General features: G+C 67.8%; 35 protein-coding genes and 1 tRNA gene. 10 read left to right on the top strand and 26 right to left on the bottom strand.

Annotated features, from left to right (window positions below):
* The first annotated feature begins 75 nt into the window (after positions 1-75).
* From MZV50_RS07090 to MZV50_RS07080, 3 genes are all read left to right on the top strand, one after another.
* Entirely contained in the window at positions 76-1119 is a 1044-nt protein-coding gene (locus MZV50_RS07090) for a LacI family DNA-binding transcriptional regulator (RefSeq protein ID WP_252633704.1), read from the top strand.
* Between the two features lie 63 nt (positions 1120-1182).
* Positions 1183-3468: a beta-glucosidase family protein gene (locus MZV50_RS07085; protein WP_252633703.1), complete on the top strand. Its 2286-nt coding sequence runs from the start codon at positions 1183-1185 to the stop codon at positions 3466-3468.
* Between the two features lie 183 nt (positions 3469-3651).
* The gene (locus MZV50_RS07080; RefSeq protein ID WP_252633702.1) at positions 3652-4575 is read left to right on the top strand and encodes a Gfo/Idh/MocA family protein; all 924 of its coding nucleotides are present in this window, start codon (positions 3652-3654) and stop codon (positions 4573-4575) included.
* 130 nt (positions 4576-4705) lie between these two features.
* Here the strand turns inward: MZV50_RS07080 and MZV50_RS07075 are convergent, their stop codons facing one another.
* The 3 genes from MZV50_RS07075 to MZV50_RS07065 all read right to left on the bottom strand — a co-directional run bounded on the left by MZV50_RS07075 (position 4706) and on the right by MZV50_RS07065 (position 8851).
* Positions 4706-6298, bottom strand: a complete 1593-nt coding sequence (locus MZV50_RS07075) for a fatty acid--CoA ligase (RefSeq protein ID WP_252633701.1) — start codon at positions 6296-6298, stop codon at positions 4706-4708.
* A 97-nt stretch (positions 6299-6395) separates the two neighbouring features.
* Positions 6396-7175, bottom strand: coding sequence for a copper resistance protein B (locus tag MZV50_RS07070; protein WP_354668926.1), 780 nt, complete (start codon positions 7173-7175; stop codon positions 6396-6398).
* On the bottom strand, positions 7175-8851 hold the full coding sequence (locus MZV50_RS07065; protein WP_252633700.1) for a copper resistance system multicopper oxidase: 1677 nt from the start codon (positions 8849-8851) through the stop codon (positions 7175-7177). The genes MZV50_RS07070 and MZV50_RS07065 overlap by 1 nt, the downstream gene beginning before the upstream one ends.
* 49 nt (positions 8852-8900) lie before the next feature.
* On the opposite strand from MZV50_RS07065, the gene ybaK reads away from it, so the two are divergent.
* Positions 8901-9377 carry a Cys-tRNA(Pro) deacylase gene (ybaK, locus tag MZV50_RS07060; protein WP_252633699.1) on the top strand — a complete coding sequence of 159 codons (477 nt, stop codon included), beginning with the start codon at positions 8901-8903 and terminating at the stop codon, positions 9375-9377.
* A 54-nt stretch (positions 9378-9431) separates the two neighbouring features.
* Positions 9432-9508: transfer RNA gene (locus tag MZV50_RS07055), tRNA-Met, on the top strand.
* Here MZV50_RS07055 and MZV50_RS26550 read toward each other — a convergent pair.
* From MZV50_RS26550 to MZV50_RS06960, 20 genes are all read right to left on the bottom strand, one after another.
* A complete protein-coding gene (locus MZV50_RS26550; RefSeq protein ID WP_354668947.1) occupies positions 9465-11078 on the bottom strand; it encodes a recombinase family protein in 1614 nt (537 codons plus the stop codon). The genes MZV50_RS07055 and MZV50_RS26550 overlap by 44 nt on opposite strands.
* A 214-nt stretch (positions 11079-11292) precedes the next feature.
* Positions 11293-11739 carry a hypothetical protein gene (locus MZV50_RS07045; protein WP_252633697.1) on the bottom strand — a complete coding sequence of 149 codons (447 nt, stop codon included), beginning with the start codon at positions 11737-11739 and terminating at the stop codon, positions 11293-11295.
* Positions 11736-11891, bottom strand: a complete 156-nt coding sequence (locus MZV50_RS07040; RefSeq protein ID WP_252633696.1) for a hypothetical protein — start codon at positions 11889-11891, stop codon at positions 11736-11738. Before MZV50_RS07040 ends, MZV50_RS07045 begins: the two co-directional genes overlap by 4 nt.
* The gene (locus MZV50_RS07035) at positions 11888-12094 is read right to left on the bottom strand and encodes a hypothetical protein (RefSeq protein ID WP_252633695.1); all 207 of its coding nucleotides are present in this window, start codon (positions 12092-12094) and stop codon (positions 11888-11890) included. Before MZV50_RS07035 ends, MZV50_RS07040 begins: the two co-directional genes overlap by 4 nt.
* A gap of 38 nt (positions 12095-12132) precedes the next feature.
* On the bottom strand, positions 12133-12681 hold the full coding sequence (locus tag MZV50_RS07030) for a hypothetical protein (protein WP_252633694.1): 549 nt from the start codon (positions 12679-12681) through the stop codon (positions 12133-12135).
* Complete coding sequence (locus tag MZV50_RS07025; protein ID WP_252633693.1) at positions 12681-13115, bottom strand: ASCH domain-containing protein; 435 nt, start codon at positions 13113-13115, stop codon at positions 12681-12683. The genes MZV50_RS07030 and MZV50_RS07025 overlap by 1 nt, the downstream gene beginning before the upstream one ends.
* Complete coding sequence (locus MZV50_RS07020) at positions 13108-13566, bottom strand: hypothetical protein (protein WP_252633692.1); 459 nt, start codon at positions 13564-13566, stop codon at positions 13108-13110. Before MZV50_RS07020 ends, MZV50_RS07025 begins: the two co-directional genes overlap by 8 nt.
* On the bottom strand, positions 13563-13700 hold the full coding sequence (locus MZV50_RS07015; RefSeq protein WP_252633691.1) for a hypothetical protein: 138 nt from the start codon (positions 13698-13700) through the stop codon (positions 13563-13565). Before MZV50_RS07015 ends, MZV50_RS07020 begins: the two co-directional genes overlap by 4 nt.
* Entirely contained in the window at positions 13697-14254 is a 558-nt protein-coding gene (locus tag MZV50_RS07010) for a hypothetical protein (protein ID WP_252633690.1), read from the bottom strand. The genes MZV50_RS07015 and MZV50_RS07010 overlap by 4 nt, the downstream gene beginning before the upstream one ends.
* Entirely contained in the window at positions 14251-14451 is a 201-nt protein-coding gene (locus MZV50_RS07005; protein ID WP_252633689.1) for a hypothetical protein, read from the bottom strand. The genes MZV50_RS07010 and MZV50_RS07005 overlap by 4 nt, the downstream gene beginning before the upstream one ends.
* A gap of 3 nt (positions 14452-14454) precedes the next feature.
* Positions 14455-15102 (bottom strand): hypothetical protein, encoded by a 648-nt coding sequence (locus tag MZV50_RS07000; RefSeq protein ID WP_252633688.1) that lies wholly within the window; start codon positions 15100-15102, stop codon positions 14455-14457.
* Complete coding sequence (locus MZV50_RS06995; protein WP_252633687.1) at positions 15099-16100, bottom strand: 3'-5' exoribonuclease domain-containing protein; 1002 nt, start codon at positions 16098-16100, stop codon at positions 15099-15101. Before MZV50_RS06995 ends, MZV50_RS07000 begins: the two co-directional genes overlap by 4 nt.
* 123 nt (positions 16101-16223) lie before the next feature.
* On the bottom strand, positions 16224-16469 hold the full coding sequence (locus MZV50_RS06990; protein WP_252633686.1) for a hypothetical protein: 246 nt from the start codon (positions 16467-16469) through the stop codon (positions 16224-16226).
* 11 nt (positions 16470-16480) lie between these two features.
* A complete protein-coding gene (locus tag MZV50_RS26465; protein WP_289781904.1) occupies positions 16481-16606 on the bottom strand; it encodes a hypothetical protein in 126 nt (41 codons plus the stop codon).
* The gene (locus MZV50_RS06985) at positions 16603-18831 is read right to left on the bottom strand and encodes a ParB/RepB/Spo0J family partition protein (RefSeq protein ID WP_252633685.1); all 2229 of its coding nucleotides are present in this window, start codon (positions 18829-18831) and stop codon (positions 16603-16605) included. The genes MZV50_RS26465 and MZV50_RS06985 overlap by 4 nt, the downstream gene beginning before the upstream one ends.
* Positions 18832-18843: 12 nt before the next feature.
* Positions 18844-19032 (bottom strand): hypothetical protein, encoded by a 189-nt coding sequence (locus MZV50_RS06980; RefSeq protein WP_252633684.1) that lies wholly within the window; start codon positions 19030-19032, stop codon positions 18844-18846.
* Positions 19029-19412 carry a hypothetical protein gene (locus MZV50_RS06975; protein ID WP_252633683.1) on the bottom strand — a complete coding sequence of 128 codons (384 nt, stop codon included), beginning with the start codon at positions 19410-19412 and terminating at the stop codon, positions 19029-19031. Before MZV50_RS06975 ends, MZV50_RS06980 begins: the two co-directional genes overlap by 4 nt.
* Positions 19409-19741: an acyl carrier protein gene (locus MZV50_RS06970; protein ID WP_252633682.1), complete on the bottom strand. Its 333-nt coding sequence runs from the start codon at positions 19739-19741 to the stop codon at positions 19409-19411. The genes MZV50_RS06975 and MZV50_RS06970 overlap by 4 nt, the downstream gene beginning before the upstream one ends.
* Positions 19738-19962 (bottom strand): hypothetical protein, encoded by a 225-nt coding sequence (locus MZV50_RS06965; RefSeq protein ID WP_252633681.1) that lies wholly within the window; start codon positions 19960-19962, stop codon positions 19738-19740. Before MZV50_RS06965 ends, MZV50_RS06970 begins: the two co-directional genes overlap by 4 nt.
* The gene (locus MZV50_RS06960; protein ID WP_252633680.1) at positions 19959-20348 is read right to left on the bottom strand and encodes a hypothetical protein; all 390 of its coding nucleotides are present in this window, start codon (positions 20346-20348) and stop codon (positions 19959-19961) included. Before MZV50_RS06960 ends, MZV50_RS06965 begins: the two co-directional genes overlap by 4 nt.
* Positions 20349-20508: 160 nt before the next feature.
* Between MZV50_RS06960 and MZV50_RS06955 the strand changes: the two genes are divergently transcribed.
* A complete protein-coding gene (locus MZV50_RS06955) occupies positions 20509-21147 on the top strand; it encodes a hypothetical protein (protein ID WP_252633679.1) in 639 nt (212 codons plus the stop codon).
* Here the strand turns inward: MZV50_RS06955 and MZV50_RS06950 are convergent.
* Positions 21144-21911: a LexA family protein gene (locus MZV50_RS06950; protein ID WP_252633678.1), complete on the bottom strand. Its 768-nt coding sequence runs from the start codon at positions 21909-21911 to the stop codon at positions 21144-21146. The genes MZV50_RS06955 and MZV50_RS06950 overlap by 4 nt on opposite strands.
* Before the next feature lie 12 nt (positions 21912-21923).
* On the opposite strand from MZV50_RS06950, the gene MZV50_RS06945 reads away from it, so the two are divergent.
* Positions 21924-22130, top strand: coding sequence for a hypothetical protein (locus MZV50_RS06945; protein WP_252633677.1), 207 nt, complete (start codon positions 21924-21926; stop codon positions 22128-22130).
* Positions 22131-22146: 16 nt separating this feature from the next.
* Here the strand turns inward: MZV50_RS06945 and MZV50_RS06940 are convergent, their stop codons facing one another.
* Positions 22147-22395, bottom strand: coding sequence for a hypothetical protein (locus tag MZV50_RS06940; RefSeq protein ID WP_252633676.1), 249 nt, complete (start codon positions 22393-22395; stop codon positions 22147-22149).
* Positions 22396-22512: 117 nt separating this feature from the next.
* Entirely contained in the window at positions 22513-22749 is a 237-nt protein-coding gene (locus MZV50_RS06935; protein WP_252633675.1) for a hypothetical protein, read from the bottom strand.
* 150 nt (positions 22750-22899) lie between these two features.
* Here MZV50_RS06935 and MZV50_RS06930 point away from each other — a divergent pair, with 150 nt between their 5' ends.
* Genes MZV50_RS06930 through MZV50_RS06920 form a run of 3 tightly spaced genes read left to right on the top strand, consistent with a single transcriptional unit; the run spans position 22900 to position 24346 of the window.
* Positions 22900-23499 (top strand): hypothetical protein, encoded by a 600-nt coding sequence (locus MZV50_RS06930; RefSeq protein WP_252633674.1) that lies wholly within the window; start codon positions 22900-22902, stop codon positions 23497-23499.
* A complete protein-coding gene (locus tag MZV50_RS06925) occupies positions 23496-23948 on the top strand; it encodes a hypothetical protein (RefSeq protein WP_252633673.1) in 453 nt (150 codons plus the stop codon). Before MZV50_RS06930 ends, MZV50_RS06925 begins: the two co-directional genes overlap by 4 nt.
* Positions 23945-24346, top strand: a complete 402-nt coding sequence (locus MZV50_RS06920) for a hypothetical protein (RefSeq protein ID WP_252633672.1) — start codon at positions 23945-23947, stop codon at positions 24344-24346. Before MZV50_RS06925 ends, MZV50_RS06920 begins: the two co-directional genes overlap by 4 nt.
* Positions 24347-24348 lie beyond the last annotated feature (2 nt).

The raw sequence follows: 24348 nt of genomic DNA, 5'->3' as shown, positions 1-24348 counted from the left end.
CGCCGCCTTGCGGGCGCCGCCTTTCGCTGATGGGGTGCGCCGGCAAGCTTGGCGGTTGAGCGGGTGCGGGGACCGATGACGACGATCAACGACGTGGCCGAACGGGCGGGCGTTTCGCCCAAGACCGTCTCCCGCGTTCTCAACGATCACGACAGCGTCAGCGCCAAGACGCGCGATCGCGTCCGCGCGGCCATGAACGACCTCGGCTACCAGCCCAGCGCCGTGGCCCGCAGCCTGCGCTCGCAAGGCTCCGGCTCGGTCGGCGTGCTGATGGGCGACCCGTCCGGCGGCTATCACACCCGCGTCCACCACGCCCTGCTGCTGGCCTGCGTCGAGACCGGCCGCCACCTGTCGGTCGATCTCAGCGAAGGGCCGATCCCCGGCTGGGCCGACCGCGTCCGCGCCTTCGTCCGCGACGGGGGCATCCGCGAGATGATCCTGCTGCCGCCCGAATGCGACTTCGGTCCGATGAAGGAGCTGATGCGCGAGCTCGAGGTGCGCTGCGTGCTGATCACGCCCACCACGCCCGATCCGCAGTTCCCGGCCATCGGCATGGACGATCGCGCCGCCGCCCGCGAGGTGGTCGAGCACCTGTTCTCGCTGGGCCACACCCGCATCGGCCACATCGCCGGCCATCCGGACCACGCCGCCAGCACCCACCGCCGCAACGGCTTCTTCGAGGCCTACGCCGCGCGCGGCCTGCCGCGTCCGTCGCCCGAGCTGATCGTGCAGGGCGAGTTCACCTTCAAGACCGGCCTCGACGCGGCCCAGACGCTGCTGGACATCGACGAGCCGCCGACCGCCATCTTCGCCGCCAACGACGACATGGCCGCCGCCACCTGCATGGAGGCCCAGCGCCGGGGCCTGCGGATCCCCGACGACATCTCGGTGGTCGGCTTCGACGACGCCCCGATCGCCGGCGTCATCTGGCCGACCCTGACCACCATCCGCCAGCCGTTCGAGCAGATGGCCCTGCGCGCGATGCAGACCTTCGCCGCCTGGAGCGCCAACGAGGGCGCCGGCAAGACCAACACCCCCTTCCTCGCGCAGCACAGCCTGGTGGTGCGCGAGTCCACGGGTCCAGCCCGGAGCGGCGCGCCGCCCCGGAGACGACCTTAAGACCCCTCCCCCGACGCGGTCCGAAGCCGCGCGGGGGCTGAAGAACAAGACCACGGAGGAAACATGACTGGAACGACCTGGCGGGGCCTGTCGCTCGCCCTGCTGATCGGCGCCTCGGCTTCCGCGCTGACCGTCGCCCCGGCCCTGGCGCAGGCCGCCAAGAAACCGGCCGCGACCAAGCCCGCCCATCCGTGGCTGAACGCCAAGCTCTCCGCCGACCAGCGCGCCGACCTGGTGCTGAAGGCGATGACCAACGACGAGAAGTTCACGGTCATCTTCGGCTACTTCGGTTCGGACATGAAGCCGAGGTACACGCGCCATCCGGACTCGCTGGACGCCTCGGCCGGCTACGTCGCGGGCGTGCCGCGCCTGGGCATCCCCGGCCAGTACCAGACCGACGCCGGCGTCGGCGTCGCCACGCAAGGCAGCCACCAGGACCTGCGGGCGCGCACCGCCCTGCCCTCGGGCATGGCCACCACCGCGACCTGGAACCCCGAACTGGCCTTCAAGGGCGGCGCGATGATCGGCAAGGAGGCCCGCGACTCGGGCTTCAACGTCCAGCTGGCCGGCGGCGTGAACCTGGTGCGCGAGCCGCGCAACGGCCGCAACTTCGAATATAGCGGCGAGGATCCCTGGCTGGCCGGCGCGATGGTCGCCGCCCAGATCAAGGGCATCCAGTCCAACAACATCATCTCGACGATCAAGCACTACGCCCTGAACGGCCAGGAGACCGGCCGCTTCGTGGTCAGCAGCAACATCGGCGACGCGGCGGCCCGCACCTCGGACCTGCTGGCCTTTCAGTTCGCCATCGAGCAGTCGGACCCGCACTCGGTGATGTGCGCCTACAATCGCGTCAATGGGACCTATGCCTGCGAGAACGACTGGCTGTTGAACACCGTCCTCAAGAAGGACTGGGGCTACAAGGGCTACGTGATGTCGGACTGGGGCGCCGACCACTCGTCGGCCAAGGCCGCCAATGCCGGCCTCGACCAGGAATCGGCCGGCGAGGCCTTCGATAAACAGCCGTTCTTCGGCGCGCCGCTGAAGGCCGATCTGGCTTCGGGCAAGGTCAGCCAGGCGCGTATCGACGACATGGCCCGCCGCGTGCTGCGCGCCATGTTCGCCAGCGGCCTTGTGGATCATCCGGTCGCCAGCCCCGGCCCGGTGGACCTGCCGGCCGCGACCCTGGCCGCCCACGCCAAGATCACTCAGGCCGACGCCGAGGAAGGCATTGTTCTGCTCAAGAACGACGGCGACCTGCTGCCCCTGGCCAAGACCGCCAAGACCATCGCGGTGATCGGCGGCCACGCCGACGCCGGCGTGATCTCGGGCGGCGGCTCGTCCCAGGTCTATCCGGTCGGCGGCCGCGCGGTGAAGGGCCTGGAGCCGGCGACCTGGCCCGGCCCGGTGATCTACTATCCGTCCTCGCCGCTGAAGGCGCTGCAGGCCCGCTATCCGAACGCCAAGGTCGTCTATGACGACGGGACCGATCCCGCGCGCGCCGCGAAACTGGCCGCCGAGAGCGAGCTGGCTCTGGTCTTCGCCGACCAGTGGACCACCGAGTCCTGGGACGTGAAGGACCTGAACCTGCCTAAGAACCAGGACGCCACCATCGACGCGGTGGCCTCGGCCAACAGGAAGACCATCGTGGTGCTGCTGACCGGCGGCCCGGTGGTCATGCCGTGGCTGGACAAGGTCGGCGCCGTGGTCGAGGCCTGGTATCCGGGCACGGCCGGCGGCGAGGCCATCGCCCGCGTCCTGACCGGCGAGGTCGACGCGACCGGCCGCCTGCCCGTCAGCTTCCCCAAGAGCGTGGCCGACCTGCCGCGCCCGACGCTGGACGGGGTCGGCAAGGCCGAGGGCGAGCTGTTCGACACCAACTACGACATCGAAGGCGCCGCCGTCGGCTACAAGTGGTACGACCTCAAGAAGATCGAGCCGCTGTTCCCGTTCGGCCACGGCCTGTCCTACACCAAGTTCGCCTATTCGAACCTCTCGGCCAGCGCGGCCGGCGACAAGGTCACGGTCAGCTTCGACGTCAAGAACGTTGGGGCTCGGGCCGGCAAGGACGTGCCGCAGGTCTACGTCGGCCCGAAGGCTGGTGGCTGGGAAGCCCCCAAGCGCCTGGCCGGCTTCAAGAAGGTCTCCCTAGCCCCCGGCGCGACCCAGCGCGTGACGCTCAGCGTCGATCCGCGCCTGCTGGCCACCTGGGACGAGAAGGCTCACGGCTGGTCGATCGCGGCCGGCCAGTACGACATCGCCCTGGGCGCCTCGTCCCGGGCCCTGACCACCACCGCCCAGGTCACCCTGGCGGCCCGAAGCCTGCCGGTCTCGCCGGCAAGCAAGTAGGGGGACCGGCGGGGTCCAGACTACCCCTGCCCCGCCGCCCTTTACGCTCTTCCCCTTTGACGGAGCGCCGCCTCGGTGGCGCTCCTTTTTTTGGGCTCGCGCTTGCGCTTGGCCATTTATAATATAATTAGGCCGCTCGGCCCCAAGGCGCGCTTGGGAAAGACGCCGATGGAGGAAACACGCGTGATCCGGATCGGCCTCGTCGGCGTGGGCAAGATCGCCCATGACCAGCACATTCCCGCCCTCGCGGGGGACAAGCGCTTTCAGCTGGTCGCCGCCGCCAGCCGCAGCCTGCCCGACCTGGGCGGGATCCCGGTCTTCTACGACATCGACGAAATGCTGGCCAAGGGTCCGGAACTGGACGCCGTCGCCCTCTGCACCCCGCCCCAGGCCCGCCGCGAGACGGCCCTGGCCGCCCTGCGCGCCGGCAAGCACGTGTTCCTGGAGAAGCCGCCCGGCGCCACGGTCAGCGAGGTCGCCGAACTGGCCGCCGTCGCCCGCGAACACGGCGTCGTGCTGTTCACCAGCTGGCATTCCCGCTTCGCCGCCGGCGTGCCCCAGGCCAAGGCCTGGCTGGCTTCGCGCCACGTCCGCAAGCTGACCATCGAATGGCGCGAGGACGTCCGCCGCTGGCACCCCGGCCAGACCTGGATCTGGCAGGCCGGCGGCATGGGCGTCTTCGACCCGGCCATCAACGCCCTGTCGATCCTGACCGAGATCATGCCGGCTGAGGTGTTCGTCACTGACGCCAAGCTGCAGGTGCCCGAGAACGTCCAGTCGCCGATCGCCGGCCATGTCGACATGACCACCCTGGGCGGGATGGCAATCACCGCCGACCTCGACTTCCTGCAGACCGGCCCGCAGACCTGGGACATCACCGCCTGGACCGAAGACGGCGTGCTGAAGCTGTCGCTGGGCGGCGCCGAGCTGACCATCGACGGGACGGCTGTCGAGGTCGGCGAGAACCGCGAGTATCCGGGACTCTACGACCGGTTCGCGACGCTGATCGCCGAAGGCCGGTCCGAAGTGGACGTGCGGCCCCTGACCCTGGTGGCGGACGCGTTCATGGTCGGGACGCGGGAGGTCGTGGAGGCGTTTATCGAATAGGACTTGCCCCCTCCGGGCCTTCGGCCCTCCTCCCCCGGAGGGGGAAGCAGGACGTCGCCACCTTCTGCCCCCTTCGGGGGCGGACGACCTCGCGCAGCGAGGTCAGGTGGGGGCCTGCTGCACCGGCCGCCTAGTTCACCTGCCGCTCCCGCCCTTCCCAGTACGGTGCCCGCAGTTCGCGGCGCAGGATCTTGCCGGACGCGTTCCTCGGCAGCGCCGCCACGAAGTCCACGCTCTTCGGCGCCTTGAAATGCGCGATCCGGGTCCGGGCGAAGGCGATGATGTCGTCGGCGTCCGGGGTCACGCCTGGCTTAGCCGCGACCACCGCCTTGACGGCCTCACCCCACTTGTCGTCGGGGACGCCGATCACCGCCACCTCGGCCACGTGCGGGTGGCCATAGACGGCGCTCTCGACCTCGGCTGGATAGATGTTCTCGCCGCCCGAGATGATCATGTCCTTCACCCGGTCGTGGATGAACAGATAGCCGTCCTCGTCCAGGTAGCCGGCGTCGCCGGTGCGCAGCCAGCCGTCGGCGTCGACGGTCTTGGCCGTCGCCTCGTCCAGCTTCCAGTAGCCAGCCATGTTCGAGGCCGAGCGGATGGCGATCTCGCCCACGGTGTTGGCCGACAGGCTGTTCCCCGCCTCGTCGATCACCTTGATCTCGACGCCCGGCATCGGCAGGCCCGCCGCCCGCATGCGCGTGTTGCCGGCCGGGTCGTGATCTTCCGGCGGCAGATAGACCACCGTGCCGGTCGTCTCGGTCATGCCGTACTGCTGGACGAAGCCGCAACCGAACACCTCCATGCACTCGCGCAGCAGATCCAACGGAATGGGCGCGGCGCCGTAGAGGATGTGCGACAGGCGCGAATAGTCGATCTCTCGGGCCCTGGGCTGGCGCACCACGATCTGCAGCGCCGCCGGCACCATGAACATCTTCGAGATCCGGTCCTTCTCGATGAAGTCGAGCACCTTGAACGGATCGAACTCGCGCGCCACCACGCCCTTGGCGCCGTTCATCAGCCCGACCAGACCCCAGCCGGTGCCGCCGATATGGGCCACCGGCATAGCCACCAGGCTGACGTCGTCAGGGCCCCACTGGTTCCAGGCCAGCGGGGTCTTGGCGGCCTCGCGCCGCATGCCCAAGAGGTTGTCGTGGGTCAGCATCGCGCCCTTGGGCCGCCCCGTCGTGCCCGAGGTGTAGAGCTGAATGGCGATGTCGGAGGTCGCGACCGGCTTGTGCGGATCGGTTCGGGGCTGGGCGTCACGCCAAGTTTTGAAGGTCTGGTGGTCGCCCGCGCCCTCAGCTTCCATCGCGACGACAACAGGTCGATGGGTCAGCTCGGCGGCCACCGCCTCGACGTGGGCGATCAGTTCGGGCCCGACGAAGACCAGCTTGGCCTCGCTGTCGCCGACGATATAGGCGATCTCGAGCGCGGCCAGACGCCAGCCGATCGGGGTGGTCACCACCCCGGCCTTGGCGGCCCCGACCAGCAGCTGGAAATAGGCGTCGCTGTTCTTGCCGACATAGGCGACACGGTCGCCGGTCCCCAGGCCCGCCGCGATCAGGGCGTTGGCGACCTGGTTCGTCTGGCGGTCGAACTGGGCGAAGGTGGTGTCACGCCCCTCGAAGCTGAACGCCACGGCGTCGGGCCTGGCCTCCGCGTGGTAGCGGGCGACGTCGCCCAGGGTCCGCATGCGGTCGAAATCGATCGCGGTCGACATAAGGCCAGGCTCCCTCGTTCGGCCCGCTCTGATGGGGGCTCAAACGAATGTTGGGCCAGACTTACGCGCGCGACAACCTATCCGTAACGATAGGGGGTCACCGCCAGGCCCTGACGCCCACCACGAACGCCGTGCTCCCCGTCCGCTCGCCGGCGACCACCGCCGGACCGAAGGCCCGCTCGCGGACCAAGCCGACATAGGGCGCGAATTCCCGCGTGATCTCGTAGCGCAGCCGCAGGCCGCCCTCCAGCTTGGCGGCCCCGGCCTCGGCCAGGTCGGCCTCGACACGCGGCTGCAGGATGAGCTTCTGGGTCAGGCGCAGGTCGTAGGACGCCTCGCCCCGCGCCGAGACGTCGCCCTGGTCCGACAGATAGGCCGCGCCCTGAACCTCGAACCAGTAGGGCGCCAGGCCCTCGAAGCCGACGCTCGCGTAGCTTCTTCCCTTGGGCGCCAGGTCGTAGCGCACTCCGGCCTGAAGATCGAAATAGGGCCCGACCGGCCAGGCCTTCAGCAGCTCGGCCTCGCCCTTCTCCCACCCGACGCCGTCAACCCGCTCGCCGCGCGCCTTCACCACCCACTTGCCGTAGTCGTCGCCCCACCAGGCCTCGCCCTCGAACGCCTGGGCGTCGGCGCCCTTGCGCGAGCGATACTCCAGCTGGTCGGCGCGGACGGTCCAGAAGGTCCCGCCGCCGTGCTCCTTCATCAGCTGGGCGCGGGCGGCGGCCATGGCCTTGGGATCGAACAGGCGGTCGGCGGCGTGGCCGGTCGGGACCGGTGGCGGCTTGGCCTCCGCGGCGGGCTTCATGCTTCCCATGTCGTGGCCGGCGTGCGGGTCGGCGGCCTGATGCTGCTCGTGCTGGAGGTCGAGGATCAGCATCACGCGACCTCCCCGTCCAGCGGACGCACGGTGACGACGTTGAACATCCCCGCGTGCATGTGCAGCAGCAGGTGGCAGTGGAAGGCCCAATCGCCCGGCTCGCTGGCCGTCAGGTCGAAGGCGACCTTGCCGCCCGGCGCGACATTGACCGTGTGCTTGAGCGGCTGGCGCGCCTGGCCGTTGACCAGCTCGAAGAAGTGGCCGTGCAGGTGGATCGGGTGGGCCATCATGGTGTCGTTGATCAGCACCACCCGGACCCGCTCGTCGCGGCGGAAGGCGATCGGCTTCTTGATCGGCCCGAACGCCTCGCCGTCGAACGCCCACATGAAGCGCTCCATGTTGCCGGTCAGGTGGATCTCGATCGTCCGTTCGGGCGGACGCTTGTCCGCCGGCTCATGCAGGTTGGCCAGCTGAGCGTAGATCAGAACCTTGTGGCCGACGTCCTCCAGGCCTTGCGGCGGCTCGGCCATTCGGTCCATCGGCATCGGCGAGATGGTCTGGACGCCCGGCGTCAGCGGCACGTCCGGCGCGTTGCTCTGGGCCCGCATCGACATGTCCGTGCCGGGCATGTCCATCCCGTGATGCATGTTCCCCATGCCCATGTCCTTCATGGTCGCCAGGGGACGCTTGCGCAGCGGCGGGACGGGCGCGGATAACCCCAGGCGCGGCGCCAGGGTCGCGCGCGCCATTCCCGACCGATCCGAGGCCTCGGCCACCAGGGTGAAGGCGCGGTCGTCGACGGGACGCACGATGACGTCGAAGGTCTCGGCCGGAGCCATCTGGAACTCGTCGACGCTGACCGGCGACACCGGCTGGCCATCGACCGCCACCACCTCCAGCGCCAGGCCGGGGATGCGGACGTTGAAGATGGTCATGGCCGCGGCGTTGATGAACCGCAGGCGCACCCGCTCGCCGGGCGTGAACAGGCCCGTCCAGGCCTCGCCGGGTCCGTGGCCGTTGACCAGATAGGTGTAGACCGAGCCCGTGACGTCGGCGACGTCGGTGGGGTCCATCCGCATCTTGCCCCAGGCCAGGCGGTCCTTCAGCGACTGGTCCTGGCCCTTCAGCAAGCCGGCGACCGTCTGCTTCTGCATGTTAAAGTGGCCGGCATTGACCTTCAGCTTCCGGAACAGTTCGTGCGGATGCAGGAAGCTCCAGTCCGACAGTACCACCACGTGCTCGCGGTCATAGGCGATCGGGTCCTCGCCGGCCGGATCGATGATCATCGGGGCATAGAGGCCCACCTGCTCCTGCAGGCCCGAATGGCTGTGCCACCAGTAGGTGCCGGCCTGGCGCACCGGGAAGTCGTAGGTGAAGGTCTCGCCCGGCTTGATCCCCGGGAAGGCCACGCCCGGCACCCCGTCCATCTGGAACGGCACCAGGAGGCCATGCCAGTGGATCGAGGTGTCCTCGTCGGCCAGGGCGTTGGTCACCGCGATGCGGACGTGCTGGCCTTCCTTCAGCCGGATCAGCGGGCCGGGCAGCGAGCCGTTGACGGTGACGGCGTGGCCCGAACGACCGTCGATGGTCGCCATGGTGTGGCCGACGGTGAGCTTGATGTCCTCGCCCGTCAGCGCCGCCGGCGAGCGGCCGGCGTCGGCCAGCGCCCACTTGGGCAGCAGGCCGGCCGCGCCGAGCCCAAGTCCGCCCCGCAGAAGGGTCCGTCGATCGATCATCCGCAGTTCCGTATTCCAACGCCTGGCGCACTTGGGTACTACGCCAACCATGTCCAAGAGCACCCCCGCCACGATCGCACTGACGAAGGCCGGCGTCGCCTTCGACCTGCATACGTACGAATACGACCCCGGCTCGGAGCGCGTGGGCCTGCAGGCCGCCGAGGCGCTGGGCGAGGATCCGCGCCGAGTGCTGAAGACCCTGGTGGTGATGTTGGACGGCAAGCCCGCCTGCGCCATCCTGCCTTCGGACAAGGAGGTCAGCATGAAGAAGCTGGCCGCCGCCCTGAAGGGCAAGTCGGCCGCCATGGCCCCGGTCCCCGACGCCGAGCGGATCACCGGCTACAAGGTCGGCGGGGTCAGCCCCTTCGGCCAGAAGAAGCGCCTGCCGACAGTGCTGGAGGAAGCCGCCCTGGCCGAGCCCTACGTCTTCATCAACGGCGGCCAGCGAGGGCTGCAGGTCAGATTGGCCCCGGCCGATGCGGTGAAGGCGCTGGGGGCGACGACGGCGGCGATCGTTTCCGAGTAGGCGCCCGCTTGATATCCCGCGCGGTTCTCGCCTATAAGCCGCGCCTCCTGGTGCGGCTGGGTAGCTCAGATGGTTAGAGCGGTGGATTCATAACCCACAGGTCGGCGGTTCGATCCCGCCCCCAGCCACCAATCGGAACCCAACGGACGGGGGTTCTGTAACCGGGTGAAGGAACTGCGCCAGGTCGCCCTGGACATCGATCTTCACGTGCGCCCACTTCTCCTTGGAGATCGGCGTCAGGGTGATGCGATCGGCCAGCGCGCGGACGGCGTCCATCAGCTGGCGATCCTTGAACGTAGGCTTGGGGCCGATCTGGCCGAGGCGGGCCTGAAGGACCTCGACGCGCTTGGCGTAGAGTTCGGCGGCCCTGGGGTGCAGCTGCACTGGCTCGTCGGGCCCGATGGTCTGCAGGTCGACCGTCAGGGTCGCTTTCTCGGCCTCGAGGTCCTTCAGGCGCGCGGTCATCGCCGGTGTGTCCGAGCCGTTGCAGATAGCGTCGACGATGCGCGTGATCGACCGCTCGACCTCGGCGAGGCGTTTCTGGATCGGACCGCGCCGATCGCGGCGCTGGCCAGCCTTGGCCGCCCAAGCGGCGTGGTAGGCGCGGACGTAAGCGGCCGTCGCCTCGGGCGTCAGCAACTGGCTGCGCAGGCCGTCCAGGATCCGCTGTTCGATCTCATTGCGGCGCATGACCCGTCCGTTGTCGCAGGCGGCGGGGCCGCGGTGCTTGGCCGTGCTGCACTTCATGCGCCGCGCATCAATCGAGATGATGTTCGCGCCGCAGCACCCGCATTTCAGAAGCCCGGTGAACAGGCCGGCATTGACCCGCCCGGCCAGCTGTGCCGGCCGGGTCTTGCCGATCTCGGCGAAGCGCGCCTCGACGGCCGCCCAAGTCTCGGGATCGATGATGGCCAGCTCGGGCACGGCCGTGCGCTTCCACTCGGCCTCGGGGCGCATGGTCAGGATCTTGCGGCCGGTGGCGGGATCCTTGGCGTAGCTGAAGCGGTTCCAGACCTTCACGCCGTTATACATCTCGCAACGCAGGACGCCGTTGGCGCGCTGGCGCGATCCGGTCAGGCCAGCCGAAGTCCAGGCGCCGCCGCTGGGCCCGGGCACACCCTGGGCGTTGAAGTCGCGGGCGATCTCCATCCCTGTCTCGCCGGCGGCGAAGCGCGCGAACGCCGTTCGCACGACGTCGGCCTCTTCCGCGTGGATCTCGACCTTGCCGCCTGGCGACGAGCGATAGCCGAAGGTTCGTCCGCCGGTCGACTTGCCGGCCTCGGCGTTGGCGTGCAGGCCGCGCTTGGTCTTGGCCGACAGGATGTCGAGGTACATCTCGGACATCAGCCCCTCGAAGGCGACGTCCAGCTTGGTGACCCGGTCGGTGCGCAGGGTGGCGATGCCGACGCCCACATAGTTCAGGCGCTTGAACGCCGCCGTATGGTCGGCCAGGTCGCGGAACAGGCGGTCCTGATGCTCGACCAGGATCAGGTCGAATTCGCGCCGATCGGCGGCGGCCAGCAGCGCCAGCGCGCCCGGCCGGGTCACGACGAAGTCGGCCGAGATCGCCGCATCGGTATAGTGCGCGACCACGGTCCAGCCACGCGCCTGGCAATGGCGGATCAGGATCCGGAGCTGGTCTTCGATCGACGCGGGGTTCTGGACGGCGTCGGAATATCGGGCGTAGAGGGCGACGCGCACGATCAGGTACGATCGCTACGGCGGCTCAGTAGCCGGCGTGGCTTGCGGCGGGCGAGCATATCCCGAGCCAATGCGCCGCCGAGGCCTCGCAGGTAGGCGGCGATGATGCTGAGCGCTAAGAGCGCCAAGACGGCGGCCCAGAGCGGGAGATCGCCAATGGCATAGAAGGCCGGTGATTGGCCAAGCGCGTGGAAGAGATCGCGGATGGTCATATTCAACGCGCTAAGCTCCGTGTCATTTTGCGAGGGTCCTGGCCGTCAGGCCAACCAGCCGAGGTCTGGTAGATCCGGTACGGTGCCGAAAATGGCGGTGATGCGCCGGGGCCGAGAAGAGCAAACTCGCGACGATGGGTCTTGGTCGTGTCGTCATAGATCCAATCGCTGACGGCGAGATCCGCGCCCTGCTCCACTGCCATCACGATCATGTTGTCGAGCGCTTCGGCCACGCGGGCCTCGGCGTCGACTAGGCCTGACCGGATCTTGAAGTAGGTGTCATGGTTGGGATCGTCGGTAAGCATTGCGCGCCATGACCAGGCATTCTTACGCAAGGTTGACGGTTCGAGGTGAGCGTTGACCCATGGCGCGCCGGCCGGAGCAACCGCCAGTTCCATTAGCGGAGCTTGAAAGAGATCTGGGCGGTAGGGAAACTCTCGGGACGTCATGACAGGGCTCCGTCGGCCGCCTTCTGGGCGGCGTCATAGTCGCGTTCGACGTCGGCGACGGCAAGGGCCTCGATGATCCGGAGGATCGCCGGGTGAAGGCCGCCAGTCGCCGGCGGGCGCTCGTCGACCTGGTGGACGGGCGGCGGTGTCATGCCCAGCCGTCCTGCTGCGCTGGCGCGCTGTCAGGCGGTCGGATCCAGCCACGCTTGTCCATGGTCTCGACGGCATCAACCAGGCCTTGGTGATAGGCGTTGGCCAGCAAGTCGATCAGCTTCACCTGGTCGGGTCGGTTGACCTCGTAGAGTAGAAAGGCTGTGCGCGCGCGACACAGGCGGTGCTGGTCAGGTGTGAGCATGACTTGCTCGGCGCGGCGGGGCTTGGGTTGGCGCGCCATTAGAAGTAGTTCCCGCTGATGCCGAAGATGCGGCGGCGGATCGTCAGCTCGCGCTTGTCCTGGCGGCGGCGGGCGATCTCATGCGGGTACTTCGCGTCCATGATCGCATCGAGCTCGGGGTCGACGTCTTCGATCAGGAATAGCTCGGACTTGCTGATCGGCTTCCGCTTTGATCCCAAGGTTACGACCGGCGGGAATTCGCGGCTCTTGAAGCTATCGCACTTCACGCACCAACCGGCGCCGTTCGTATAGGTGCCGCGCTTGCGACTGGTGCGGCTCCAGACGTGTTCGCACCCGACGAACCGCTGATACTTGGCGAATGCCTTCTCCTCGGCGGCGTCGATGGTGTCGGCATCGCCGCGCAGGAAGGTATCCGCGACAAATGCTTCAAAGAACGGATTGGCTGGGATGATGCCATTGCCCCACTGAACGTAAGCTTCGTCCGGCCACGGTTGCTTGGGTGTGTAGAGGACTTCCCGATCGAGCGCGCTGGACAACTGATGTTCAGGCGTTCCTGGGATGTGGTGCGGCGCGATCCGGGGAGGCATCACGCAGCCTCGTGAGTGTAAGTCGCCGGGAAGAACCCTCTCGCGCCGCTCAGCGGCATGAATGGCAGCGGCAGGGCGTCGGTCAGTGTGAAGCCGAACGGGCCGCAGAACCACCAGCTTCTATGTTGGGTCTCGCAGCCGGTGATGGTGGCCTGTCCGACAATGCCGCCACGGCGGATTAGGCCCGCCTCCCACGTTTGCCGGTACGCCTCGTGTACATCGGCGGGCAGGTGTCCCAAGTCATAGCAGGGGTGGACGCCGCGGAGCATGTCGGCATGCGCGTCCTGGTCAATGCCCTTGCCGGTGTGGATCAGAATCGGGCCGCGACGGTGGGTGCGCCACTTGCGGTTTTCGATGTCCTTGTAGCCGTTGACGATCAGCCACGCCCAGGGCTGGAGGATCGACAGGGCGACGGTGGGAAGTTGGTCAGGCATGGGCGACCCGTGCGCTGACGCTTGCCTTCATGAAATCGGGGTAGCTGTGGTACCAGCCGGCGTCGGCGAGCTTGAGGTAGAGCTGATATCGGGCGCCCGAGCGGCTCTTAGCGCGGACGGTCGACGTGAACCGCTCCGAGCCGAAGCGAAGCTCAACGGTCCAATCCCGGATGCCGGCCGCCCGCTCGTCCTCCAACTTGGCCAGGCGCGCGGCCCGAACCTCCGCCATGACTAGCGCGACGCCTTCGTCGGTGACGCCATAGATGGCCTCGCGGCCGCCGTTGATCAGCACCTCCAAGGTCCACATGCCGCTCGCCTCGAAGCGCTGGGCGGTCTTGCCGCCAGCGCCGCAGACGAACCGGTTGCGGTAGGGTTCGACCCGCTCGTCGGTTGGACGGCCGAGGGCGTGGTGCATGTCGTCGCGAGTTGCGGCGTCGATTTCGGGCGTCATGGCTGACCTCCCCGATCTGATGCGGCGCTGACCTGGTTGTGCATCCCGATCACGGCGGTCATTCCGCCTGCGGCGATCGCCGCCAGGATGATGGTCGCCCAGACAGCGATGGCGGTGCGGTCGAGCCGGGTCATGGCGCGGTCGCGCGAACGGCGGTCGCGGCCTCCAAGGCTTCCTTGCGCTCCAGCTCGGCGAAAACCGACTTCAGCGCTTCAAGGTCGTACGGATCCGCGCCGGCCATGATCGCGGCGGACGTCGAGGTGATGCCGGCGGCCGTCAGGATCTCGCTGGCGATCGTATCTTCGCCGTGCCCTTGCATGACGATAGTGGCGGCCATGATCAGGCCGATTGTGACATCGGACGACGGCTTGTGCTCCCTCGGCGGGGCGGGCGCGCAGTCGAAGAAATAGCGCACCGGAAATGCGCCTTCGTCGCGGGCGCGCTGGAAGTGGCCGCCCATGGTGCAGCGACGGCCAAAGGCATCGACGCAGACCGACCCAACCTGTCCGCCCATTAGCGGATCGACCGTGCCGGCCAGGCGGTTCGTGGCGAAGTTCACCCAGTCGTCGAAGCTGACGAACTCGCCCGCCCAGCGGGGCTCAAGCGTCGTCGGCGTAGCCTCGCGCGGCCAGCTGAGGCGTGGCGTGACATAGCCTTCAACGCCGGGGATGGGGACGCCGCCGCTCATAGCCGGCCCCGCGACTTCTGCAGCTTGCCTCTGCGGTTGACGATGGCCGGGTCCGGCGCCCTGCGCGGCAGCTTCGGCATGACTGAGCCGCCGAGGTCGGCGGGCTTTACGAACATGCCGTCGGTGCACGAGGCCGCAGCCAGCATCGCCGCGGCGGTCAGGTATCCTGGGAGGCCGATGATGATCCGCTTGCCCATGGCCTAATCCACCGTCGCGATATCGTTGCGCGCCAGCCAGCCGTCGCGGGTGTCGCCGAGGCGGGCGTCAAGCTGGTCTTCGGTCTCGGGCCAAAGGTGCATGTCGTGGACGAGGCGCAGGTAGGTCTTGTTCCACCAGGTGCGCGTGCGCGGGTCCGGATGCTTGTAGCCGAGGATCTCGGCGGCGTGCATGAGGTGGAGCTGGAAGTGGTGCGGAAGGGCGTCAAGCTCGCGCAGATACTGGCCGACGATGCGGTCCATGTACGGCGTCCAGTCGCCATCCTCGCGATCGAACAGGTCGATTAGTTCGGCTGCGCTGAGCTTTTCCAGATCGACGTGGTGCTTTCCGACCCAGAGATCCAAGTTCCTGCCGTGCTCGGCCTCGAACCTCTCCCAACGCTGCTTCTCGAAGTGGAGGCCTATATCGTTGTAGCTGATGCTGGGGCCGGTGAAGGAGCCGCCGCCCAGCTGGTGCGGCGAGGCGAAGGCGGCGCGCTCGAACGAGCCCAACAAGACGCAGCGCCGGAACCAGCGAACCAGCAGCTTGGTCTTGCCGTACTTGGGCGATCCGTCGGGGCCACGAATGGCCGACAGCAGCACGCTCTGCTGCATGAGCGAAAGGTCTTGGACCCAGGGTTGAACGACGTTCATTGGGCCGCCTCCAAGCTGACTTCGACCGTCGCGTCATCGTCGGCGTGTGCGGTCTCGCAGGACTGCCATTCGCTGTCCTGCGTCTGGGCGATTGCGTAGGCGGCCAGGGCGAACGCTGCTGGATCGAAGGGTTCTCCAGCGAGGTTCCGGATGACGTGGACCAAGAAGCTGGCGGAGCTGACCAGGTCGGTGGCCACCATGCGCAGGCTGATTTCCCTGACCAGCTGGGCGTCCCAGGTCTCGCCGTCGGGCGGGTTGATGTCGCCCGCTGCGATGATCGCGTGCGAAAGGATGGCGTTGCGGAAGCCGCCGAGCATGGCGGCGTTGGCCACGCTTAGTTGGGTGATCGTCTCGTTGATCACGTCGGCCTTGCGGCGCGACGGCTGATAGGCGCGCCGGATCCCACCGAGGATTTCGGACATGTCGAAGCGCTCGGCCTCGGACAGATCTCCGGTTCCCCAGCCGCCGAACATCAGCCGGTAGGCGTGCTGCACCAGCCGCGCCTGTTCCGCCGCGTCATCGTCGGCCTTATGGAAGACGCCGACGGTGTGCTGCAGCTTGAGGCCGTTGAGGTCGTAGATGGTTCGGCAATCGCGGGCGGCGTTGTAGCGCCACGGCGTTTTGCGGCCGAGTGCGCGGTAGGCGGCGGCCAGGATGCTCTCGTCGAAGCTGGGGCCATTGCACCACAGCCGATCGGTCTTGAGATCGACCGGCGCGTGCGCGCGATAGAAGTCGTCGAACAGGTCCAGGGCGGTCGCCAGGGTGACGCCCTTGCCGTCGAACTCGGCGCGGGCTTCGGGGCTCTGATCGTTCCACCACTGCTCGGTCTGGGCGTCGACGGTCAGGCCGGCGGCCTCGCACGAAGCGCGGTCGATGATGACGTACAGCTGCTCACGGATGACGTCGTCGGTCGGGTCGAAGTGGACCGCGCCGATGGAGCGGATGACGCAGCCCGGCGCGGTGCCGAGGGTTTCGAGGTCGAGCATGATGTCGGCCATGGGGATCTCCAGGTTCTCAGCCGCGCGGGCCGAAGGTGATGCGTTGGAGTTCGAGCAGGGCGATCCACGCGGCCACGGCCAGCAGCGTGGCGACGCTCCAGCCGAGGGCGCGCGGCCAGCGCATTAGGGGGCCTGCTGCTGGGGGAAGCAGAGCCCGGCCATCTCGGCGTGCTCGCTGGCGATGGCCACGGCCACGCGGGGGCAGGCCTCGAAGTCTTCGCGGCGAACGCCGTTCGCGCGGCCGTCGGCGCGTGTGGCCTCGCGCTCGGCGGACTGTCGCCAGTTGGCGCCGATCGCGAGATAGCGCTCGGCTTCGGCCAGGTGGTAGGCCCGGACGTCGTCCAGGGTCTTGGCGCGGATCTCGGTCATCAGGGCTCCGATCAGGGGTGGCCGGCCGGGCTGGCCAGCAGGTGGATGGAGAGGGTCCAGGCGGCGTGGAAGGCCAGGCCGCTGATGGCGGTGATGGTCAGGGCGATCGACCAGCCGTGGGCGCGGGCCGCGCTCACTGCGCGGACCACGTGCTAAGCAGCGCGCCGCCTGGGCCGCCGTCGTAAATGTCGACGGTGTCGTACTGCCCGGACGCCTTCAGGATCTCGGCGACCTCTTCGGCTTCCATGGCTGTTCCGAAAGCGGCGTGGCTGTGGATCGCGTCTTCAGGCCGGGCGAAAACCAGGAGGTACGCCGCGCACTGGCGGATGTAGCCGTCGACTTCGTCGCGAGAGAGCGTCGCGCCCACGCCGACCTGATCGATCTCGTTGAAGTCGTCGTCGAATGAAGCGCCGAGTTCTCCGCCGCCGCCGAAGGCTTCCCCGGCGGGGGCCTCGAAGGCCTGAGTTGGCGCCGGTGCGGCCGTGGGCGTCACGCGCTCGACCTTCACCGGATCCTGAAGCCAGTCGGTCAGGTACTTGCGGCCCGAGGCGTGCAGGCTGTTCAGCGTGTCCTGCCCGAGGTTCTCGAACTGGTGCAGCTCCAGAACCGCGTCGTCGATCGAGCCGTCGATGTAGTCCCAGCCGGCCTGGGTCAGGCTGGCCAGCAGCTCGTTGCCGCTGGGGGCCTGGACGAAGGCGATGTAGCGCTTCTGGATCAGGGCGCTGGCCAGCTTGGCGTCGGGACCCGAGAAATAGTTGCCGACACGGCAGCCGCGAAGGACGCCGCCACGCGTGTCGATCCCATGGTGGGTGATCTTGTGGCCCGTCTCAACCAAGGCGACGAACAGGTCGGGCGACAGCTGGCTTTCGTCGCGGACCGGCTCCGGGGACGACGCGCCGCCTATGGCCGCCTGGATGGCGGGCTGGTCCGTCAGGTTCTCGGTCAGGCCCATCGCGGCGGGCTTGTGCAGGCTGACCTGGTCCTCGGGCGGCTCGTTCACCTGGCGGATCGCCTCAGCGAAGCTGTCACGGGCGGGCGGCGTGGGTTCAGCGGGCGCTGGCGGGGGCGGAGGAGCCGGGGCGGGCTTGGGCGGGTTGAGGAACTGGGTGTTCCAGATCCCTGCTTCCTCGGCCAGCTTGACGGGCATGGGCGTCAGGACCTCGACCGCCAGGGCCTTGGTCCAGGCGCGAGGATCCTTGTCGAAGCCGGCGTCCTTCAGCCATTCGCGGGCCACGGCGGTGACGCCGCCGTAGATCTTGCCGTCCTCTCGGTAGTCGACAGCGACGCCCAGGTCCTGGGCTTCGCCCCAATGGCCGCCGCCGGGCGGGGTGGAGATCAGTGAGGCCTTGGCGGTGACGCCATCGTAGCCGACCTCGTAGACCTCGACCGCGTCAGGATCGGCGTCGACCTTCATCGCCAGCTCGGCGACCATCAGGGTCAGGCGCGAGCGCTTCTCCAGCATGGTGACGTAGCGGGCGGTCTTGACCGTGTCGCGCAGGGTTTCCCAAGTGAACAGGCGCTTGGTGCCGGGAATGTTCTGGGCCTTGCCCTCGGCGTAGGCGCGCTCGCTCTCGACGTAGCGGGCCTTGTCTTCGGCGGAGGCCTCGCGCGCCACCTTGATGGCGATCTGCACGAAGCGCGAGGTCTTGCCGACCGTCTTGGCGATGTCCTGGGACGTTCGGCCGTGGCGCTCGTGCAGGATCAAGAAGCCTTCGGCCATCTCCAGGTTGGAGATGTCGGCGCGCTGCAGGTTCTCGACCAGGCCCGCCTCCAGGCGCTCGACCTCGCCGCGGTTCTCCAGCTTGCAGACGATCAGCTTGTCGGCCGGCCAGTCGCCGCGCTCGATGTTCAGCCCCCACCCGCGCCAACGGCGCTCGCCCATGGTCAGCAGGTATTCTGGCTCCCAGGCGGGATAGTCAGGGTTCTTGCGCAGCTCGGGCTGCTGCAGCATGCCCTTGTCGACCAGGCTGTCGGCCATGTCCTGGATGGCTTCGGGCGACAGGCCGGACGTCTTGCGCGCGTTGTCCGGATCCTGGCCGATCTGGTCATGGCGCACGGCGACGAAGCCGTCGGGGAGCGCCGAGCTGCCGCCGAGATATCCATCTTCCGCCTGCTCCAGCGCGGCCAGGGCCGCCTCGCCCGCCGCCGTCAGGCGGCCCGCCACAGGGTTGGGGTTGTCGATGATCAGCAGGCCGTCTTCCGCCACGGCGTTCAGCGACTTGCGCACGTTGCTGGGGTCTCGCTCCAGCATGTCGCCCAGATCCTTGAGGGCGTGGATGACCTGACCGCCGTTGCGGGTCTCGGTGCGAAAGGCGCGAAGAAGGGTGGCGTTCTGAAACGCCAGGAGGGTCAGGGCTGACAAAGGGTGTGGCTCCTAGAGGGGTTCGAAGCGGAAGGCGGCGAACCAGCCGGGATGGGCAGAGGTTTGGGCCTGCTTTCCGTCGCGGGTCAGCTTGTTGATCTTGACCAGGTCGCCGACGACGAACGGGACCTTGCCCTTGCCGGGCAGGCGGATGCCGTCGACGTTGACGACGCGGGCGCTCATGCCGGGGCGAAGGGTCATCGGCGGGTCTCCAGTTCGATCAGCTTGTCGAGGGCGGTGCGGGCTTCGGCGAAGGTCAGGCCCCGCCAGATGAAGGCCCAGGGATCGCGCGGCTGGTCGATCGGGTGCACCGACACCGAGCCGTCCTCCAGGCCGGTCAGCGCGATGGCCCGGGGGCCTACCTCGAGGCGCCTGCATAGCGCGTCCATCGCCTGGCCCGGCCGGCGGTTGAACACCTCGAAGCAGCGGGTTCGGTCACTGGGTAGCGACATCTCGCAGCCCGGCGCCCACGGCGTCAGGTGAAACACGACGTTCCGCTTGTGCGGCTCGATGGCCAGGGTCGGCGGCTGAACGTAGGCGGTCGTCGCCTGAAGGTTCGCCTGGCGCTTCAGGGCGGTCACGACAGCGCCCCCTTGGGCGCGGGGCCCTTCAGCACGCGATCGACGATGGCGTCGATGCTGTCGATCAGATCGGCCTCGGCGTCGGGGATGCTGATGTCGAACTCGTCCTCGACCGACATGGTGATGTCGATCAGGTCCAGGCTGTCCGCGCCCCATTCGATGTGCAGGCCGGCGCTGTCGGGAAGCCCGCGCTTGCGATCCGAGGCGGGAATGTTCAGCACCTCGAGCACGATCTTACGCACCCTCGCCGCGCACTTCTCGCGAACGGCGTTCGCGGTCTCGGCGTCGAGGTCGGCGTGCATGGCGGCCATGTCGGTATCGATGGTCATTGGTCGCGGGCCTTCTCAAAGGCCGCCGCGACGCGACCGGCTTTGGCGGCCATCTCCTCCGGACTAGCCGTGGAGGCCTTAAAGGCCGCAAAGATCAGGATGGCGATCACCGCGAGGACGCCGGTCGCGCAGACGGCGATCCAGGCGACCGCGAGCCTGTGCATGAACGCGATCTGGCGGCGGATCCGGATGCGGTCGAGGTCGAAGTCGAAGTCCCTCACAGCGCTCCTCCGAACAGGCGAGCGAACGGCGTCACACGACCGGCGGGCAACGGCAGGACGATCGGCTTGTCACCGACTGCCTCGGCGATGGCCTTGGGCAGGTCGAACCTTCCGAGGCGAGGATCCCAGGCTGCGTCGATCGCGTGCTGGGGCATGGCGATGTCGCGGCGGGCGAAGTGGTCGACGACCGCCTCCAGCGCCCAGCGCTCCTGGGGGCTCAGCAGGTCCGGCTGGACGACCGCGAAGGCGCGCAGCGGCGCCGGATCGAGGCCGGCCCGAAGGCGGACGGCCTGAAAGTCGATCACCTGCGCCGAGGTTCGCTCGGGCGGCGGCGTGTCGATGGCTGGCATCTGAACCCCGAACCGCACCGGAGCGACGGGGGCCAATGAGGGTTCTCAGCGCCTCTCTGGTCCTGGACAAACACCCTGCGTGCTTGCTCGTCCGGTGCGGGTGACTGGGACCATAGATGCGGGCAATTACCCCCGTCAAGAGGCAATGAGGGTAATTACCCGCGTATGCTTCTGCTGAAGCTGGCCTAGGATCGCCTTGAAGAACCTGCCGGGGGCGGAAATGGGGAATGATGAAACGCTTGCGCCGAAGCGCGACCTGAAGACGAACCTCTTGGGCTGCGGCGCAGTCCTGCTGTTTGCGCTCGTTGCTCTCGTCGGCTGCAACGGTTGTGCGGATTATCTCTCAACCCATTCTCCGCCTTCGAGCGAGCCGCCAAAGTCCCTGCAAGATGAGCTGGCCGAGGTCCGTCTTGTCGATAAGGTCGAGATCCGGGATGTCACGGTGACCGTGCGCCTCTATCTTCCGGCGGGCACCGCCAGTGAGGCCAGCTTCCTTGACCATGCGGCGGACGCCGTCCGTAGCGAAGGCAAGATAATCAAGGCGAGAAGCAAGGATCTGCCAGCGACGGTCAAATCTGTCGATTTCCTTGTCGATACAGACGTTGTCGACCGACTTGGAAATGACCGCCGGGAGAAGGTGATGAGCTTTGCCTTGCGCGCCGACGACATGAAGGCGGCGAACTACGATGGCCTGTATGGCAGCGACCTACTGAACATTGTTCACGAGGGTGGGGTTTCCAGCGGAGCCGGCCGAAGAATAGTCGAGGCCTGGTGCGCTAAACCCGACAACGCTGACCGAGGTGGCGCCTTCTGCGCAGAAATGCTCGGCGGCTAAACCGCGTCCAGATGTGCTCTCAACACGAGCGCGGCGATTTCGACCGTGACGTCGTCGCTACCCTCGTGGCCCAGTGCGATTGGGCTGGAATAGGCGGGGTTGTGGCTCCGCGGCCAAAGCTCAACCTGGCCAGTTGGCGTCACCTCAACCTGCTTTAGCGTCCTCTCCATTAGCGAGCCTTGAGCACGGGTGCGGACAGCGATCACAATGTCGCCGTTCCTTGGCGCGTAGCCCATCGCCTTGGCGTCGGCGACCTGGACAAGCGCCCCGTCGGGAATTTTTCGATCGAACGAGTCTCCCGCCACGCGCTCGAGCCATTGATCGTACGGAAAGCGCGCGTCCGGAGCGACCTCGGCCCAACCGAGCGGAGCTTGGGCGGCTTGATCAATTTCGAGCCACGGCCCTGCCGCTGCCGTGAAGAGGATAGGCATTTTTGGTTGCTCCACCGCGCCCTTCATCTCCTCAATCGGCGTCGGATCATCGGTCGCGGCAAGCAAATATTCGACGCTGGTATGAAGGGAGCGGGCCAACGCCAACAGGTTGTCGGCGCGTGGCACGGTGTCTGGTCGGCGCTTAATCGTGCGCACGAACTCACGTCCGAGATCTGCATCCTTAGACGCCTTCTCAGCGGTCTTTCCGGTCGCGACTAAGCGCGCCTCGATACGGGACAAAAGGTCGCGGGTCATTGCCCGCACATTGCCGCAACAGCTACCAGCGGCGAACGCGGGTAATTGGGCCTTGACGACGGGGGTAATTACCCGCATCCAATGGCCTCCATGGTCATCGAGACGTTCATCCAGCGCTGTGACGCCGTCGCATCCCGCCGAGGGATCAGCCGGTCGCGCGTCAGCACCCTGATCTTCAACGACGGCAAGAAGCTGGATTTCCTGGCGGATGGCCGGGACATCGGCGTTCGTACGCTCGCGGTCGCCGAGGAAAAGCTCGTCGAGCTCGAGAAGGCGGCTGCGGAGTTTACCCAGTGATCGCCGGGTGTAGCGATCAGCAGCGCCGGCAGTCGCCGCACCGCGCAAGGATCACGCTGACGGCGTCGACAGCCGCCGCGCTGGTTGGCGCGGCCTCGTCCAGCACGTCCAGCGCCCCCTGCACTGTGATGGCGCAACGGCGCCTGGCGCGCGGACTGTCGCCCAGACCGATGATCATCGCCGCGTCCGCCAGGGCCACGGCCCGACTGTGCCGGGTCGAGAGGCGGCGTGTCTGCTCGGGCCTGGCGGGGCGCAAGTCGATCATGGCCCTGCGTCGTTCGATGCGTGGTTCGCCGCCATTCAACACGGCGGCAACGTCTATCCTTGATCGCAGCATCGCCCCCCCCAGAGGTTGTGATTGCTGCACGCACCCCGCTCACGGTCAAGTGGTAGAATACGACCGAAGCAACTGCGCCGACACGTTTGCAACCCATTTCAGGGTTGGATCGTCCTCCCCGCCATCCTCGCTGACCTCGTTGGCGACGACCTGCAAGTTGACCATGAACACCTCCAGCAGGTGGTGTTCGGTCTTGGAAAGGGTGCTGGCCAGCGCCGATGTGACGATCGTCAGGGCCTTCATCGGGTCGGGCGGGTGCGGCAAGTCGGAGGTGTCGGTCATCCGACACCCATACAGCGTGGCCATTGGCGACACAGTTAAAACGCCCGTCTCGGATACGCGACACATCGCCGTCGAGCCCCGGTTGACGCGCCACGGCGGGACCACTGTTCGGCGAGGTCGCGGCTTCTCCAACGGACCGTGGAGGCGCGCATGAGCGCCTATGAACTGGGCGGCGAATGGCCCGCCGTGTTCCGCGACGAAGCTTGCCCGCTGCGCTCGCGCCTGGTGCTCTTGATCCTGTCAGGCGACGGCTCATCGTCGGCGGCCGAGGAAGTCGAGCGCGCGATCGACAATCAGGTCGCTGGTGTCGCGCATTACTTGTCGCCGCTCCTGCCTGGCGCTCGCTTCGGGGTCAACCTCCGCCTCGGCGAGCGGCGCATGGGGCGTGGCGATCAGATCGCGAATGATCTCGATCTCCCGGTCCGATCGGCTTTTGAGGTGATCGGCCAGCATGAAGGCGACCACGTTGGCCAAGCCTTCAAACCGGGCCTTGGTCATTTCCTCGAACGTCATTCGTGCGCCCTCTCGCCTGAACCGGCCCAGCTTCTAGCGCTTACCCGATCTGGGTCCCATCGCAATCGTGTGGCGATTTTCTCAAGCGGTCGTCCAGATGCGCCGCGAACGGCGTTCGCGACGACGGTCCGGCGGCCCTGGTGGGCGCGCCTGCATCGCTGGCTGTACCGCACGCTGGAACGGGCGGGCGACCTGGTCGCCGCCGGGGGCGCGGCCGTGTCGCGGAGGCGCGCATGACCCTGGAACGTCACCCCGGCGGCGTCGGCGCCGCCATCACCAAGATTGTCGCCGAGCTGGGCTGGGACACTTGCGCCGACATCGCGCAGGTCAGCGAGGGCACGGTCCGCAATTGGTCGAATGACCGCTCGCGCCAGACGCCGCCGATCGCGGCGGCCATGCGCCTGGACGCGGCCTTTGTCGCAGCGACCGGACGGGAAGCGCCGATCCACGCGGCCTATGCCAAGTTCCTGGATCAGTCCGCCCGACCGTCCGCCGACATCGAGAAGATCGTGGCGATCACGCAGTCGGCCCTGAAGGAGGGTGGCGAGGGTGGCGCGGCGCTGGTCGCCGTCATCCAGAACCCGTCCGACCCGCGCCGGCGCCGGCTGGCGCATCGCGAGTGCCTGGAGGCGGCCGACGCTTTCAACGAGGCGGCCAAGCATCTGGATGATGGAGGCGAGGCATGAGCTATCGCGGCAGCCGCCCCTACGGCGGCTCCTCCTATCGGCCAAAGCCGGCGATGTCCGGCGGCGAGCGACGCACGCCCCGCGCGGCGTGGCTGGCCATGCTGGCCTTCGCCGAGCCGGCCGTGGCCGCGCCTTCGGGCGAGCCGCTGTGGGACCTGTCGCACAGTCTGAAGGGCCTGAGCGGCGACAGCTTTCCCGTGCCGAAGGGCGACACGCGGGCCCGCTGGGCCAAGTCGTTCCTGGACCGCATGCACCTGTACGTCGCCGCCGGCGCGGCCATGCGAACGGCGTTCGCGGACGGCCTGCGGGCCGACGTCCGCGTGCTGAAGGAATTCCTGATCGAACAGGGCGCCGAGCTGGCCATCGCCAGCCGGGCCCGCATGGGCTTGGAGGATTAAGC

Source organism: Caulobacter segnis, assembly GCF_023935105.1.
GTDB classification, from domain to species: Bacteria; Pseudomonadota; Alphaproteobacteria; order Caulobacterales; family Caulobacteraceae; genus Caulobacter; species Caulobacter segnis_B.
This window is presented reverse-complemented; position numbering and strand designations above follow the sequence as displayed.